General features: G+C 57.5%; 9 protein-coding genes and 2 pseudogenes. All 11 read right to left on the reverse strand.

Annotated elements, in window-relative coordinates:
• Position 1 precedes the first annotated feature (1 nt).
• On the reverse strand, positions 2-1,579 hold the full coding sequence (gene tssA, locus KZX66_RS04285) for a type VI secretion system protein TssA (protein WP_248076748.1): 1,578 nt from the start codon (positions 1,577-1,579) through the stop codon (positions 2-4).
• A pseudogene (locus KZX66_RS04290) lies at positions 1,576-4,674 on the reverse strand (ImcF-related family protein). The gene tssA and the pseudogene KZX66_RS04290 overlap by 4 nt, the downstream one beginning before the upstream one ends.
• A 260-nt stretch (positions 4,675-4,934) precedes the next feature.
• Positions 4,935-6,095 carry a hypothetical protein gene (locus tag KZX66_RS04295; protein WP_248076750.1) on the reverse strand — a complete coding sequence of 387 codons (1,161 nt, stop codon included), beginning with the start codon at positions 6,093-6,095 and terminating at the stop codon, positions 4,935-4,937.
• A gap of 2 nt (positions 6,096-6,097) precedes the next feature.
• Entirely contained in the window at positions 6,098-6,379 is a 282-nt protein-coding gene (locus KZX66_RS04300; protein ID WP_348983787.1) for a PAAR domain-containing protein, read from the reverse strand.
• 79 nt (positions 6,380-6,458) lie between these two features.
• Positions 6,459-7,229, reverse strand: a complete 771-nt coding sequence (locus tag KZX66_RS04305) for a hypothetical protein (protein WP_248076752.1) — start codon at positions 7,227-7,229, stop codon at positions 6,459-6,461.
• Positions 7,226-7,999 carry a hypothetical protein gene (locus tag KZX66_RS04310; RefSeq protein WP_248076754.1) on the reverse strand — a complete coding sequence of 258 codons (774 nt, stop codon included), beginning with the start codon at positions 7,997-7,999 and terminating at the stop codon, positions 7,226-7,228. Before KZX66_RS04310 ends, KZX66_RS04305 begins: the two co-directional genes overlap by 4 nt.
• Complete coding sequence (locus KZX66_RS04315; RefSeq protein ID WP_248076756.1) at positions 7,996-8,769, reverse strand: hypothetical protein; 774 nt, start codon at positions 8,767-8,769, stop codon at positions 7,996-7,998. Before KZX66_RS04315 ends, KZX66_RS04310 begins: the two co-directional genes overlap by 4 nt.
• Positions 8,766-9,572 (reverse strand): hypothetical protein, encoded by an 807-nt coding sequence (locus tag KZX66_RS04320; RefSeq protein WP_248076758.1) that lies wholly within the window; start codon positions 9,570-9,572, stop codon positions 8,766-8,768. The genes KZX66_RS04315 and KZX66_RS04320 overlap by 4 nt, the downstream gene beginning before the upstream one ends.
• Entirely contained in the window at positions 9,565-11,601 is a 2,037-nt protein-coding gene (locus KZX66_RS04325) for a lipase family protein (protein WP_248076760.1), read from the reverse strand. The genes KZX66_RS04320 and KZX66_RS04325 overlap by 8 nt, the downstream gene beginning before the upstream one ends.
• Positions 11,598-12,149 carry a hypothetical protein gene (locus tag KZX66_RS04330; protein WP_248076762.1) on the reverse strand — a complete coding sequence of 184 codons (552 nt, stop codon included), beginning with the start codon at positions 12,147-12,149 and terminating at the stop codon, positions 11,598-11,600. The genes KZX66_RS04325 and KZX66_RS04330 overlap by 4 nt, the downstream gene beginning before the upstream one ends.
• 1,111 nt (positions 12,150-13,260) lie before the next feature.
• A pseudogene (vgrG, locus tag KZX66_RS04335) lies at positions 13,261-15,512 on the reverse strand (type VI secretion system tip protein VgrG); the annotation flags it as partial.
• Positions 15,513-15,514: the final 2 nt, after the last annotated feature.

Consider the following 15,514-nt stretch of genomic DNA (forward strand, 5'->3'; position numbering starts at 1 on the left):
GTTAGCCACAGAGCACTGCGGCGCGTACCGGATCGATGGCCACCAATGCCGCCAGCAGGGCTTCCATGCGCCGCGCCAGGGTGGGTTTGTCGGCGTCATTGCGCTGGGCTTTGACCCGCAACAGCTTGAGCAGGCGCGCCTTGACCTCGAAGTTCAGCTCGGGCTCCCACTCGGCCAGGGCCTGGCGTTGTGCAGTGGCGTCCAGCTCTGCCAACAGGTGGATGGCCAGATCGCTTTTGGCATACTGCTCGGCCACGCGCGCCATCAGCAGGCGCAGCAGCCAGCGTTGGCGCCCGGTATGGATACCGGGGCGTGCGGCCAGCCAGGCCAGCGCCTGGTCCACGCCGTCGCTGTCGGCCTGGGCGACTGCCTCGTCCTCCAGGGACAGGATGTCGGTATCGCCGGTCGACGGCGCCATTGAAGGTACGGGTAACCATTGCCGGGGTTGGTTGCCGCTGACGTGCTGGGCAATCCACTCGCGGGTGGTCTCATCGGCGAAGGCGCTACCGTCGCTCCAACACAGCACCTCCAGGCCCGGCAGGCGCTCAAGGAACATGCCCAGGTCACGCTTGGCGATATCGGCCCAGCGATCCTGCGGCGCGGGTTGTTTGCTCAGCGCCTGATACAGGTACCACTGCAAGTCCAGCCAGAAATGGTTCACACCCTCGGCATAGATCCGCTCGACCTGCTCGATCAACTCCGACCAATTCTGTTGCAGGTACAAACGTTTGAGCTGTGCCCGATAGTCGCTGCGCGGTGGCGTCAGGCGCGTGTTGTTGTGCGCATCTTGAGGTGGAGCTTGATGCACGGTGTCCCAACGCAAGCTTTTCATCAGGCGGTGGGCCGCCAGCCAGCCCAAAGGCTGATCACGCAGGTATTCCGCCAAGGCCCGGCCACTGTCCAATAGATCGCGCCCGGACTTGACCTGCGCCGCTGGCGCCTGTGCAGTCGATTCATGGCTGGCAATATTCTGCGGCACCAAGGCGTCCATGCCACCGGACTGCGCCAATCTCGCGGACAGGGCGGCATACAGGGGTTCCAGATTTGGGCGCTGCTCCTGCGGCCACGCACCCAGCCCGCGCTCCAGCCAGGCGAGTGCTGCGGCAGTGCGCTCGGCCTCGGCCTTGACCACTTCCGGGTACAGCGACAGCGTGTCCAGCACCTTGCCCCCGGCCAACCATTCCAGGGCCATCTTGCGACTGTTGGGGCGGAGGGGCAGCACTGCGTCGGCAAAGCGTTCCACCAATGCGGCCAGCAGGCTCAGGCCGTCGGCCAGGCCGACTTCACCGTCCTTGTGCAAGCGTGCCCACAGGTAATAGGTGGCGACACGCAGGTCCTTGCAGTTGTGGATCAACAGCTTGTGCGCCAGTTGGGCCACCTGCTCGGCATCGGCGCCCGAAAGTTTGTTGACCTCTTCGCGCATGCGCTGGAAGTCATCGTCGTAGCCGGGGTCTTCGCCGACGGGGAAGTCGGTGCTGATGGGGTGCAGCCAGGCTTGCCAGTGGGCGGTTTGCTCGCGGGCGACGGACAATGCGTCGCGCTCGCCGAGGCAGCGGGCGATCAAGGTGCGCAGGCTCATGGGAAACTCCCGTTCTGCGCATAAGGCGTTTCGGCGGCGTTCTCACTGAGAAATATCTGCTGAGGCAACTTGAACCCCCTTAATTTGAGCAACGCCAACGGCCCCGCATCCAGCTCGGTGCGCAGGTGCCAGATCAGGTTCAGGCCATCGGGCGCCTTGAGTACCATGCGGTAGCGACTGTCAGCATCGTCCAGCGGCGTGACCCGGGCTTTCTCCAGCAAGCGAATCAGGCCCCAGGTGCCGGGGTAATCGCCGAATAACCGTTCGTCGGCCAGCACGCTGGTCCAGCTCAGGCTGACGCCGGGATAGTCACTACGCCCCGGCCAGTTGAAGCGCTGCCAGCTCTCCTTCTGATTGAAGTACTGGTGCTTGTCGCCGTTGAGGATGAAGGTGGTTTGCACCACATCGCGTACCGGTTTGCCCTGCAGTTCAAAACTCAGCCCCATACCGCCATCGGTGTAGAGCACGTCGGCCAAATCACTGAGCTGGTTAATGGCAGTCAGAAATTGCGGGTTGAAGCGCAGCCCTTGGCTGTGGCGCGGGTCTGCCACCCAGCGGCTGCCCTCCTTGCGTAACACACCGCTCAGTTGCCGCTGCAAAAACTGCTCGATGCGGCCGGAGTCTGCGCGGATCATCTGGCCCAGCATCGGCAAGGACGCATCGCTGGCGGTGGCGGTGAACGGGTAGCGGCTGGCGAAAGCATCATCCCAATGGCTGACGATCGAGCGTTGCCACTGGCTGTTGATCCCTGCCGCCGACGGTTGCAAAACGCGTTGCCAGGCGTGTTCCAGGGGTTGCACGAACAACGTTTGCGCCGCCCCGCCCCACTCCGCCCCCAGGCTGGCGGCCATCAGGCTGCCGTAGGCTTGGGTGTCGGTCAGGTCGATGCTGCGGCCTTGAAACACGGTTTGCGCCAGTGCCTGGGTCATTTCCAGCGGATCGGGCGCCGTGCTGACTTGCTGCAACTTCAAGCGCACCCGCGTCACGCGGGTGAGGAAAGATTGGAGACTGAGGCCATCGGCGCCGCTCTTGCCCTCCGGGCCTTTGCCCAGCAGCGCCAGCAAGGGACCAAAAGTGGCGTCCAAGGGGCTGCCGGGCAGGTGGGCCAGTTGGTCGATCAATGGCGCGTTGTCCTGCCCGATCAGCTGTTGCGCGGACTTCACAAGCGAGTCGGCCAACGCTTCGGTGCGGGTGCCCGCCTGAGCGTGATAGGCCACCGTGTTCATCAACGCAATCAGTGGGGATTGGCGCACGTCACTCATCAGCGTCAGTTGGTCAATCACGTCGGCGAGGCTGCCGGCCTGCTGCCAGCGCAGGCTGTTGAGCAGTTTCAGCCAGGCATTGGCGTAGTCCTGGAAGTAACGTTCGGTGAGCCGCTCGCGGAGCTGGTCCGGGCTCAAGCGGGTGTCGATGTCGCTGGGTTTGTCGCTGAGTACCCAGTCGATTTCCTCGCGGCGGCCCGCGGCGATCGCGTCGATGGCCTGACGCACCTGACCCTCCCACGCCTGGCGGGTGAAGACGCCCGGCACGCTGGCATCGGTGGAGAACAGGGCCAGGGCATCGGTGTCGCCCACCAGTTGGTGGAGGCCCAGATCGGCGTAGTGATTGGCGGCGTCGTCGAGCAGTTGTTGGTACAGGCTGGCTTCGGCATTGCGTCGGCCCAACTGGCCGAGCAGCACCTGGCGGACCTGTGCCACCAGCCTGGGATCGGTCTCGATGCGCCATGCAGGGTTTGCGCTCAGGTGTTCGCCGTAGAACTGCCACAGGTTGGGCGCCAGGATTTGCCAAAGCCCGGGAGATATACCTGCGCGCGAGGGCTCAACGTCACTCAGGGTCTTGACCAGGAGACCGGCATCGGCTTTTTCCGGGCGCGCCATCATCAGGTAAGCCTTGAGCTGGGCGTAGGCCTCTTGGGCACGTTCGGCACGCTCGGGGCTGTCCGGCGCCAGCTTGACCAGCGCGTTGAGCTGCTGGCGCAGCGTGGCGGCGGCCGGGTCGCGGATCAGGCGGTTGTTGGCCTCGACATAACGTGGCCACAACGTTTCGAGCAGTGCCTGATTTTGGCTCAAGCCGAAGCGTTGATACCACGGAGCGCCGCCCTGGACGCGATCGTCCAGGCGTGCCAGTTCGCGGACCAGTTCGTTGAGGGCCTGGAGTTGCTCGTCACCGTGCAAGGCGTATTGCAGGGCAGCAAGCGAGGTGTGTATCTGGGCGATTTGCGCGCGGTTGCTGACGAAAGACAGCAGCAGTCCAGCCCCCCACAGCACGGCCAATCCCAAGGCCAGCGCATAGGCGGTTCGGTGTGCGCCCCAGCCCAGCCGACGGCCGCTGGCAGCTTTATCGTTGAGAACGCCTTGCCAGGACGTATGCACCAGCCAAAAGTGTTCGAGCGTGCTCTCAACAGGCGGCAGCGGCAGACTGAACCACAGGCCGCGTAACGGTACACCGCGGGAAAACTCGCCCAATAGCGGCGTCAGTACCTGGCGCCAACGGGCAATGCCCTCGGCCTGTAAATCGCGGGACAGCCGCAGGAGGAAGTCATGAGTCATGGCATCGTGCATTTGCGCCAGGCCCGCGCGGCGCAAAGGGTCGAGCAAGCTATCCAGGCTGTTTTCCAAACCCGGGGAAGTGAGTCGTGATGGCAGCAGACAACCCACGGGTTGGCTATCGCGACCGTCCTGAGACCATGCACTGTCGCCGACCTGCCATAGGTGCAACGGCAGTTGCCAACGTAAAGCACGGGCCAGGTTTTGCAGGCGACGGGCACCGGTGCTCATGGCGGTGGCATCGGTGCATTGGTCTTTGCTCAATGCCCAGACCACCCCATCGAGCGCACGCCTGCGACACAGGCCGCGCCACTATAAAAGCGACGCGTCTTGGGGGTCACCCTGAACGCTGCCGGCCCACAGCAGCACGGTGTTTTGGCCTTCCAGCCAATATTTCTTGGTCAGGTTCGGAGCGATGGCTTCAATTTGGGACGGTTCACCCACGACCCATAACAGACGGACTCTGCGACGCCAGAAAAATCCGTATTGGTGACGTAGTTGATCACGCAGTTCTGAAAGATCAACGCTCGGCTGGCGAGGCAACTTCATCTGCGCGTCTGAGGGCGCATAGACGTTATCCGCCTGTCCTTGTTCTCGGTGACGCTGTTTTTTCAGATGGGCCAACAAGCGTGGTGCAACATAGCCCACCAATGCGATGGTGATGACCAGTAACAAAGCCATTACCTTCTGCGCATTCTCGACTAAACCTATCCGTTCACCGAACGTCAACACCCCCCATCCCAGCACGATTAAAAGCGTGATGATCCATATCGTTGCCCCCACGAGGCGCCATGAATTGTTCCAAGCGTTCATGCCCACTCTCCCGTGGTAACAGTGCTGATCCAATGCGTCGTTCTTTCGCGAACCAACACCAGCACCGGCTGACGCTGATGCCGAACCAGCTCCACGCCCAGTGCGGTTACCAGCCAGTGACCGAGCGGCCCTGGCAACCCGCAAAGAGCCTCTTGAATCCACGCTTGCCCCACGTTGAGCGAACCGCCATGAGCCGCCGCAGTAACGAGTATTTCGCTGGTTAATGGCTGCCAACTCGCGTCGTCGGCCAGTAAAGCAGTTGCTTCTCTGGCCCTGATTTGCGTCTGCAGCAACTGCGGCAGTTCGCTGCCCAGCAGGTTGATATCCAACGGCATTGGCCGTAACAAACCAGCCGTTATCGGCAGTGTCAAAGCGTCTGCCAAGCGATCCGGGCACAGGAGCAACGCGGCAAGCCCATCGGAGTACCCTTCCTCGCCACTCACCTGGACGACCAGGATCAGTTCCATGGCCGTGCTGGCGGTTCTTAACGTTTCCTCGAGCCAGCGGTAAGACAACTCCCCCGATAGGGTGATTGTTGCAGGGAGCGTCCTGCTTAACGTGGCACTCCACACCTGCTGCAACGCATCACGCACGCTTTGGTATTGCGCGGCCCCCACATCGCTGAGCAAGGTCAGCCGCAGCGCCTGTCCCTCCGGTAACGTCTTAAGCGACGGCGCCAGGGCCTGGATCAGCATCTGCAATCCATCTCGAGCACGGTCTGGGTGCGCAGGTAAGGCTGCAATCCGTCGTGCTCGCCCTGTACAGGGAGGCAAGCCAGACGAACCTTGAGTCAATCGGCTGACAGACACCTGATCCGGCAGCAGCACACAACTGGCGCAAACAGCCATGTAGCGTTGAGCCCAGGTCTGCCAGGATTGCTGCGCCTCTTGCGCCTGCTCCTCAAGAAACCGGTAATGGGCCAAGGCCCTGCCATAGGTATAAGCACGAGCACCGAACGCCAGTACCCAGATCAGCAAAGGCGAACCGGAAAATACCCGGATATCGAATGCCTGCATGAACGGCATACGCCCGGAAGCATGCAGCAAGAACAGCAGTAAACCGGTAAGCCCCGCCAAAGCTGCCGCCCATAACCAACGTGACATCACCGGCGGCTCTGGCATATCGGCCACAGCGGCGGGTTGACGAGCCCAGCCCATGACTAACCCACCCCGCAATCGGGCGCACTGGAGATCAACGCGCAGCCGCATTCACAACGGCAGCCATGGACCACCATCTCCCGGTCTCCCTCAGTCCAGTCAGGGCAACCCTCGACGATCGGGTTAACGCCGTGCCCCGGCAGTGGGCAACGAACTTCATCACCGACCCATGCCACTCGCTTGCCATTAACGATCATCGTGGACGAGGCCGATATGACTTCGCCGCCACTGGTGGTTTTATCGCCCAACAAGACAAATCCTTGCGACATAATCACGCACTCCATGAGCTATTTACTTGAGCGCTCAACGCACTCAAGGGTTATTGAATAATTCGACCGGCTAACGCTGTGGAAAGAGTCAGTCTTAGTGACCCTCAGCGGCCAGGCGGATAGTTTGCAATTTACGGAAATTTGGTTTGGATCGACCGTCTGCCACAACACTTCCATCAGGGTACGTGAAAGTTGTGTGATTTCCCTTTCTCTTCTCTTTTGGCCCTGCCGAACTAACCAAAAACTCAGAGTGCAACACAGGTTCGAAATACACTACACGAGCCTGCATTGCTCGATAGCTAAGATACATATCCTCTTTGCTGGCTAGGTTAATGGTTTTTTTATATGCCCCCAAAAACTCTTCATCTACCCAAGGGTAGTAGTCCTCTTTGAGCATTAAATCCCCTTCTACTTTGATATTCGCACCACCCCGTGGCGAATTGTTATCGTCAAATATCACGACCACGCCACCTCCGACCCCAAAGGTCACGTTCTCGCCAAAACGTTCGGGATCAGCGTATTCCACACCAAAGGTCACATTCGCCAGATGCCAGCGGCACGCTCCTCCACCATCCTTGGGCAACTCAACTTGATATAGATCACTTTGCCCCTGGCGCTCCAACTCTTTGTAAACCGAATGGTGACCATCCCGTTCCGTGCGTTGCCCGCTGGCACCCGTGCCGATACTTTTGCAGGTGGCCGAGCGGTACATCACCCACATGGTTTCGGTTTTCAACTCCTTGGGCAGTTTTACGGTCACGGTTATTTTTTCGCTGTCGGCTGGCGGAGCAAGACTGTAATCCTGGCGGCAACCACTGAGGCCCACGAACAAGGCGATAAATGCAGCAAAATGACCAAGTTTCATTTGCCCTCCGCAGCCAGGCGGATGGCTTGCAGTTTGCGAAAATCAGGCGTGGAACGACCATCTGCCAAGACGCTTCCGCCGGGATAGGTGAAGCTTATAAAGCTTCCGACCTTGTGTACTTTTGTTCCTTCAGAATTAACCAAGAAGTCCGAATGCAAAACTGGTTCGAAATATATTTGACGCGCTTGCACTGCCTGATAACTGACGTAAATATCACCTTTACCTGCCAGCCTAATCTGTTTTCTATACCCCCCAAGAAATGCTTCGCTCAACCACGGATAGTAGTCCTCCCTAATTTTCAGATCACCCTCAACAATAATCGGCAACCCTGAACTTCTCATCGGGCGATTATTATCAAATTTCACCAAAACACCTCCTCCACCTCCAAACGTCACGTTTTCGCCAAATCGAGTCGGATCAATATAGGCAACACCAAACATCACATTGCTTATTTTCCAACGGCACGCACCACCACCATCTATTGGCAACTTTGCTTGATAGATATCTGTTTGTCCTTGACGTTGCAACTGCACTTCAATTCCATTACGTCCATCCAACTCTATACGTTGGCCGCTAGCACCGTAAGTAACGCTTTTACACGCGCCCGAGCGATACATGACCTCCAATGTTTCGGTTTTCAGCTCCTTAGGCAGTTTTACGGTCACGGTTATTTTTTCGCTGTCGGCTGGCGGAGCAAGACTGTAATCCTGGCGGCAACCGCTGAGGCCCACGAACAAGGCGATAAATGCAGCAAAATGACCAAGTTTCATTTGCCCTCCACAGCCAGGCGGATGGCTTGCAATTTACGGAAATTTGGTTTGGATCGCCCGTCTGCCAAAACACTGCCGTCGGGATAAATAAAAGTTGTGCGATTCCCTTTTTTCTTCTCTATCGGTCCAGCCGAGCGAACCAAAAATTCAGAATACAGAACAGGCTCAAAATATATTATTCGAGCCTTGGGCGAATAGTAACTAAGATAAATATTTTCCTCGCCAGCCAATCTAATAGTCTTTTTGTACCTCCCAAGAAACTCCTCATCGAGCCAAGGATAATAATCTTTCTTTATTTTCAAATTTCCATCAACCTTCACTGGCAACCCTGAGCTTCTCATAGGGCGGTTTTTATCAAACCTCACCAAAACCCCTCCCCCACCTCCAAACGTCACGTTTTCGCCAAATCGAGTCGGATCAATATAGGCAACACCAAACATCACATTGCTTATTTTCCAACGGCACGCACCACCACCATCTATTGGCAACTTTGCTTGATAGATATCTGTTTGTCCTTGACGTTGCAACTGCACTTCAATGCCATGACGTCCATCCAACTCTATACGTTGGCCGCTAGCACCGTAAGTAACGCTTTTACACGCGCCCGAGCGATACATGACCTCCAATGTTTCGGTTTTCAGCTCCTTAGGCAGTTTTACTGTCACGGTTATTTTTTCGCTGTCGGCAGGTGGCGACAGGCTGTAATCCTGACGGCAACCGCTGAGGCCCACGAACAAGGCGATAAATGCAGCAAAATGCCCAAGTTTCATTTGCTCTCCGCAGCCAGGCGGATGGCTTGCATCTTTAGAAACTTCGAATTCGGACGACCGTCGGCCACTACGCTTCCGTCGGGAAAGATAAACTTAACGTAATTGCCCTCCTTCTTCTCTTTCACTCCAACCGAACGGAGCACGAAATCAGAATGTAGGACTGGTTCGAAGTAAACCTTACGAGCTTGTAAGGCCTGATATTTCAGATACAGATCACTCTCACCAGCCAGACTAATATACTTTTTATATCCACCAAGAAAAGATTCGCTAACCCAAGGGTAATAGTCCTTCTTTATCATCAAATCCCCATCGACTTCGATGTCGGCTCCGCCGCGTGGCGAATTGTTATAGTCGAATATCACGACTACCCCACCACCACCTCCGTCAATAACGTTCTCGCCATAACGTGAGGGATCGGCATAGACCACGCCAAACGTCACATTCGCCAGATGCCAGCGGCACGCGCCACCTCCATCCTTGGGCAACTCAACTTGATAAAGATCGCTTTGACCTTGGCGCTCAAACTCCTTGTAAACCGAATGGTGACCATCCCGTTCCGTGCGTTGCCCGCTGGCACCCGTGCCGATACTTTTGCAGGTGGCCGAGCGGTACATCACCCACATGGGTTCGGTTTTCAGCTCCTTAGGCAGTTTTACTGTCACGGTTATTTTTTCGCTGTCGGCAGGTGGCGACAGGCTGTAATCCTGACGGCAACCGCTGAGGCTGAAAAATACCGCACACAAAACTAATGGAAACCGGAGGGCACTGGTGTTGCCCTTTAGCGAAGCGATGGACTTAACCATAGGTTTTCTCGTAATAAGCCTGTGGGTCGGCGATGGCATCGAAACGCTCCAGCGCCTCGGTGCCCCCTTCGGTTTGGTGTGTGACACGCAAGGCGCGGTCCATCAGGCGCTGCAAGTCGAGGAAAATACGATTGCGGGTCAGTTCGTCCTCGGGAATGCTGTCGCCGTGCTCCTCCATCTGCCGTTCAAACTCGCGTCGTCGTACCTGCCGTTCCAACAGTGGATTGCGCTCGGGATTGATCGATTCCAGCAACTGGTTATGGATGTAGGGTTGGTACTGCGACATAAAGTGGTCGCCAATGCGCAGCATTCGACCGACCGCAGTGTTGCCGTAGCGCGGGAAAAACCGGGCGCGGCTCTCTGCGTCGAGGGATGTATTGAGGCGTTGGGTGGCCTGATCGGCCTGTTGATCATTGGCCTCGCTCAGGCTGGGAACCAGATACAGCTTGGCTTTTTCCGGGAGCTCGGCAGTGATGACACTGCGATAGGGTGTGCCATCCGGTTTGCGGTAAGCAGGGTATGGCGTGATTCCCTGCTGGAGGTGCTGTTCGGCCCGGAAGAACATGGCGATCTCGCCGTGATGACTGAAGGGGTCTTCGTGCTTGAAAATGCTGCCGAGCGCGGCTTGACGCACAGACCAAGTCAACCCCATCAACGTGCCCATCGGGCCGTAGACGTCATACAGATAGTTGTCCAGCGCGGCTTCGGGCGGGACCCGAGGGATAAGGTCGGTGTCATTGACATGGCGAAAGTGCCAGAGGTCGCCTAAAAACTGTACGGCGTGGAGGGTGAACGTGCGGGGCATGCCGTAGGTGTAGAGCAGAGGATTTTGTGATTTTAATGAAGCTGCATGTACCAGTCCGAGGGCTCCACCCAGACTGTGGCCGCAGATGAACAACTCCTTGTCACGAGTTTCGAGTGGAATCGCCTCCCCCAGGTCCTTGGCAAAGATCTTTCTAGCAACCTCATATGCATCGCGAAACCCCATATGCACACTGCCCACAGGAGTCAGATCAGCACAGGGAACCTTAGGCTCGCAAGCAGCCAAAACTTGCGGCTTTACCGGGCGAAAAGTCGCATCGGTACTCAGATCAGCGAGACCATCCATTTCAGTACCCCGCCAGGCCACCAGCACCTGGGATGCACTGATCGCGTAGAACAACTGGGTATGACCTTCCGGTGGGTCTGCCTTAGCGGTGTCCAGGGGCTCGACCTTTACATAGCGATCGTTGAACGGAACATCGCTCACCAAACAAGGCCAAGCCTGGCCGTTATCCAGCACCCGCGGTGTGCGCGACAAGTCCAGGCATTGCTGTTCGAAAAGCTCCTTGACGGAACCCGGTTCACTTTCGGGCAGGGAGCTATACGCCAAAATGCTCATCAACCCCAGGTTGTAGGCATTGGCCAGGCTGTACTCAGACTGGTGGTGCAACACCAGCGACCATGCACGAAACGGACAGACTTCCAGTACATGCCGACGTTCCAGTTCCCCACCGCTGACGGTGAAACCCTGGAACTTGCCATCGGGGAAGTGGTAGGCGGGAAGTCCTTTGCTATCCGCCAAGGGCGGTGCAAAATCCGGCGCCTCATCGCACAGTTGGCCAATGCGCAGGTAGTGATATTGATGGCCCGCGGCGAGCGCCTTTTTCTCGATTGGCGAGAAGCCCGAGCGCTGCGGACCATACAAGGGGGTCCGTTCCCCCACACCTGGCCGGGGCGGCTCGGCACGTTCGGCGCGCAAGCGACGGGTCTGCAACAGCTCGGCCAACGGGTTGGCCTCTATCAGCAGCGTGATGGGCAACGGATGCAGACCGTCGATGCGTATCACGCCTTGAGCATCGCTACGGCCTGCGAACTCGGGTACCAGCTTTTCGCGAGTGGCCTCGTTCACTGCGCGATAAGGCAGGTTCGCCAGGGGCTCGCTGAGCTCATCCAGCAACTGGAACTCAATCCAATGCTGTTTCTGTTTGCCGCAGATAACCTCTTTGCGCGGGTTGAGCGTATCGGTACGGTGCGAGAAGTCGTTCATTTATTAACCCCTCCCCTGCTATGCCGCTCTATTACCTTTGCATTTCGTGCTCCATCGCACGCCGGAACGATCTGACTACCATCGGCCAACTGGGTGTATTGAAGATATTCCACTGCACCCGTCGCGGTTTTCTTTATACAAAATACAACCTTGCGTGAATCAGTTGGACGATAGGCATCGTTCAACCTGAACACGTAGGTTTTGTCGGCTTCCAATACCAACGGGTATTCATTGCGCCCATAACTCACTAACGGCTCATATCCGGCCGGTGTCATACCATATGAAAAGCACTCGCCTGGCTTCAATATCAGCGGTGATGCGCCCTCCCTGAGTGTCAAACCCCAGACACCCATTTTATTAGAATAACTTTCCGACAACGTCACCCATCCCACTGCCAGCGAGGCAGTTGAATCATTGCGCAAACAGATGGCTGGCCGACCATTTAGCGAAGCTATGTTCGCATACTCTTCACGCCCCAAAACTGTTGCATGCGCCGTCACTCCGCAAACGCACAACATAAAAAATACTATTAACTGATCAATTTTCATCTTTGTCCACATCCGTTGTTTGCGGAAAATTGGCCTTGCTCGCAGGGTCAAGCAAAAAACTTTCAATTGTCTTTGCTAGCAACACTGGATTTTTTGTCGAATTCGACGGATTCCATACACTGTTTGGCTTCTGCAACACGCAAATCATGTAGTAGTCGGACACGATCTCCCCCTGCTGCTCCATGTTGTAATCGGAGAATTTTCTGTCATCCGCCAATAGATACTTATAAGCCTTAGCCCCCTTACGGGTGACTTTCAAACCGGCGACTTTTACGTCATACCCAAGTTGGTACTGCCAGACATGGGTCATTTCATGCATGAATAGCGCTTTATCCCTAGGGTCAGCGGTATCGGAAAAATCATCCCTGTACAATCCCGTTTTCCTTGGGTAGTACATTTCACCGTTGGGAGTTACTGCGGTATTCTGAAAATAACTGAATAGCCACCACGGGCCGTGATGCACTTTAACTCGTGTGTAATCAATGGCGTCCTTAAAAAGCGTTCCCGCCATAGCAATTTCGCCTATTGTCAAAGAACGCTTTCTGCCTTCCGGTAAAGAAACATCCTTTGTGGAACTGCCCACGTCTATATCCGTAGTTGAGATATCACTTGACGTCAGATCAATCTCCACCGACTCGTGAGCATTTTGCGCGGCACAACAGAGCGCCTTAACAGGTTCAGAAGGGTAAAGTGTTATTTGCGTGATAGGTGTCGGCAGCTCAGTCGCGAAGCGTTGCGTATAACCCTTTGCATCGGTCACCCCCTCAAATATTCTTCCGTCTGCCAGCGTGGCCGAGTACTTAAGGTTACTTGCTAACTGACCCTCGGGACCGAGCAGGCGAAGTTGCTCGTCATACGTGACTGAATTAGGAAATTCAATCTTCAAGTCTCCCGGCAGTAACGTATGGACGCTCAGCGTCTCTCCGTTTTTGTCGGTAACTCCGCTGAATACCTCACCTTGCTCGGTGGTTATCCGATAGTTGGAGAATGGCGACGGTGCCTGGGCTGCGTATTTCACGGTATAGCCGCCCGAGTAGCCGCCGGGCAACGATGAGGTCGGCATATTAAGGTTGGCGCTGCCCAGCTTTTGCACGTGGGGCGCCTTAAAGTAGATGTTGCCAGGCGCACCCAGTTCTATATCGCCGTCCTTGAGGCGAATGTAGGCACCTGCGCATTTAAGCACCAGTTCTTGTGGCGCACTGATTTCTATCCGGCCCTCGATACTTTCAATATTGATATCGGTCTTTGCCTGCGCGTGGAGGCTGCTGCCCTGTGCGTGCAAGTGGACTTTGCCTTTAGCCGCCTTGATTCGCAGGTCGGCATTTTGGGCAAACATACTTATGCCCCCCTCGGCGGCGGCAGTAATGTCCTGCCCGGCACTGATATCAGTGTTGCCCCTGCCATGATGCCCACGCTCTCCCCAACGGAAGACAGGCATAAGGCCCTGGGGCTGAGCACACCAATTCCGGCCGGGGCATGCAGCAACACACCGGGTTGCCGTAATCCCGCAAGCCGCTCTCGAAGTTCGAATTGACTATTGGTGTCGCCGGGAATTGCCTGAGCAATGCGGGCTGCCTCGGCCATGGTGCGAGCCAACGACAACGCACCCTCCAGTTGTTCAATGGCGGCCGCCATATGCAGTTGCGCGCCTAGCGCCTGGCCTTGTTCATCGGCACTGATAAACAAACCCTTCCCGCCACGAACCGCCCCCCAACCGTCGGTACGCAGCTCAAACCCTTCGCCGCGCTTTTGCTTCGAGGCATTCACCAGATGGCCAAGGTTGAGCTGGCTCTTGCCACTGTGCTCTGTGCTGAGCTTGATGTGCTCCTGCCCGCGGGTGTCGTCCATGCGCAGTTTGTTGTTGGCCGGGGTGCGCAGTACGTTGCGCTTTTCGTTGCGCAGGGTCACGTGGTCCACATGCCGGCTGTCGTGCATGGCATGGGCGATGTAGGGACGGTCCGGGTCGCCCTGTTCGAAGGCGATGGCCACTTCGGTGCCGGCAATCAGTGGTAGATGCAGGCCGTGGGTATCGCCAGCGTAAGGCCGGGCCAGGCGTAGCCAGACGCTTTCTTCGCCGGCCTTCCAGCTGTCGCGATCGAACAGGAAGTTCACCCGGTAGCGCCCTTCGAGGTCGATATTCGCGTAGGGGTCGTTGGCCTGCGGGCTGGTAACGCGGGCCGGAACGGTGCCGGCGATTTGGGGTTTGGCTTTCAGTTCGGGGCGAAAGCACACGGTTTCTGAATAGGGGATGGCTTCAAAGGAGGCGATGAAGCTGCTGTCACGGGCGGCGGTGGTAATCAGGCCGGTGATCACTGCCCCTGGTGTAAAGGCCTGCGGCGCGTCGCCGGAGACCTTGAGCACCTGGCCCGGTGCCAGGGTGGCGCTGCTGCTCACGCCACTGAGTTGGGTCTGCCCGTTCAGATAACGTTCGTGGCGCAGGCGCGCGTAGAAGTAGCCGCTTTCGCTCTGCAGGTCTTCGTCCTGATCCAGCCGATCGCCGAGGGCGGTATAGGGTTCGGCGTAGTGGTAGGCCTCGCCGTAGGTCGTCGTGGCGCCCCGGCTCTGGTCGATTTGCCCGCTCAGGTGGGCGCTGGCATCGCGATGGTGGTAAGCCCGGAAATGCACCTGCTGCTCGACTACCTGGTGCTGCGATTGCAGTTGCCACACCGCATCCTGCCCGCTGCTGCCCAGCCCGGATTGCGGCCGAAGGGGCAGCTGGACGTCGAATTGGTAGAGGCGTTGATCGTCGCAGAACTCGATCACATCGATACCCAGGCGTTCATCGCTGGTGAAGCGGTACCAGATGCCGACCTCGGCCAGCAGGCGGGCGATAAAGGCCAGGTCGCTTTCGCCGTATTGCATGACCTGTTCGCGCCTGGGGTATTCACGCTTGAGGCTGAACAGGAAGTCCTGGCCTTCCAGTCCGTGGCGACCGCGCAGGATGCTCTCGACAATTTCCGGCACTGATTGGTGCTGGTAGATACGGAACTGCCGGCCGCGACCGAGCAGGGCCAGGCGCGGCTGCAAGGTGATCTCATAGGAGGCCTGGTCATTGGAGCCGGACTGGCGCTTGAAGCCGGTGACCACGCCATGCAGGGTGCGCAGCGGTTTGACCTCCGGTGCGCTGAAGCCTAAAGGCGGCGGTTTTAGCGGCGGGGCGTGCAGGCTGAATCTGGCGTCCTGGCCAAGCAGGCTTGCTGCGGCCAGGTCACGTTCGGTGCTGGTGAACTCGACGCGATAGGTGAAGGGCTGACTCAGGTGTTCCTGGCCTTCAAAAGCCAGCACATCGAGCCGGGCCTCGACGTTGCGTACCTTCAGCGTATGCCGACTGTGATCAAAGAAGTGTCGCAATCCACTGGACATGC

Origin of the sequence: Pseudomonas sp. EYE_354 (genome assembly GCF_023148575.1) — a bacterium.
Classification (GTDB): domain Bacteria; phylum Pseudomonadota; class Gammaproteobacteria; order Pseudomonadales; family Pseudomonadaceae; genus Aquipseudomonas.

Excerpts from the sequence above, each read along its gene's own strand:
- KZX66_RS04310 (WP_248076754.1), bottom strand. The coding sequence starts at position 7,999 with ATGAAACTTGGTCATTTTGCTGCATTTATCGCCTTGTTCGTGGGCCTC.
- KZX66_RS04300 (WP_348983787.1), bottom strand. The coding sequence starts at position 6,379 with ATGGAGTGCGTGATTATGTCGCAAGGATTTGTCTTGTTGGGCGATAAA.
- KZX66_RS04295 (WP_248076750.1), bottom strand. The coding sequence starts at position 6,095 with ATGGGCTGGGCTCGTCAACCCGCCGCTGTGGCCGATATGCCAGAGCCG.
- KZX66_RS04330 (WP_248076762.1), bottom strand. The coding sequence starts at position 12,149 with ATGAAAATTGATCAGTTAATAGTATTTTTTATGTTGTGCGTTTGCGGA.
- KZX66_RS04320 (WP_248076758.1), bottom strand. The coding sequence starts at position 9,572 with ATGGTTAAGTCCATCGCTTCGCTAAAGGGCAACACCAGTGCCCTCCGG.
- KZX66_RS04305 (WP_248076752.1), bottom strand. The coding sequence starts at position 7,229 with ATGAAACTTGGTCATTTTGCTGCATTTATCGCCTTGTTCGTGGGCCTC.
- tssA (WP_248076748.1), bottom strand. The coding sequence starts at position 1,579 with ATGAGCCTGCGCACCTTGATCGCCCGCTGCCTCGGCGAGCGCGACGCA.
- KZX66_RS04325 (WP_248076760.1), bottom strand. The coding sequence starts at position 11,601 with ATGAACGACTTCTCGCACCGTACCGATACGCTCAACCCGCGCAAAGAG.
- KZX66_RS04315 (WP_248076756.1), bottom strand. The coding sequence starts at position 8,769 with ATGAAACTTGGGCATTTTGCTGCATTTATCGCCTTGTTCGTGGGCCTC.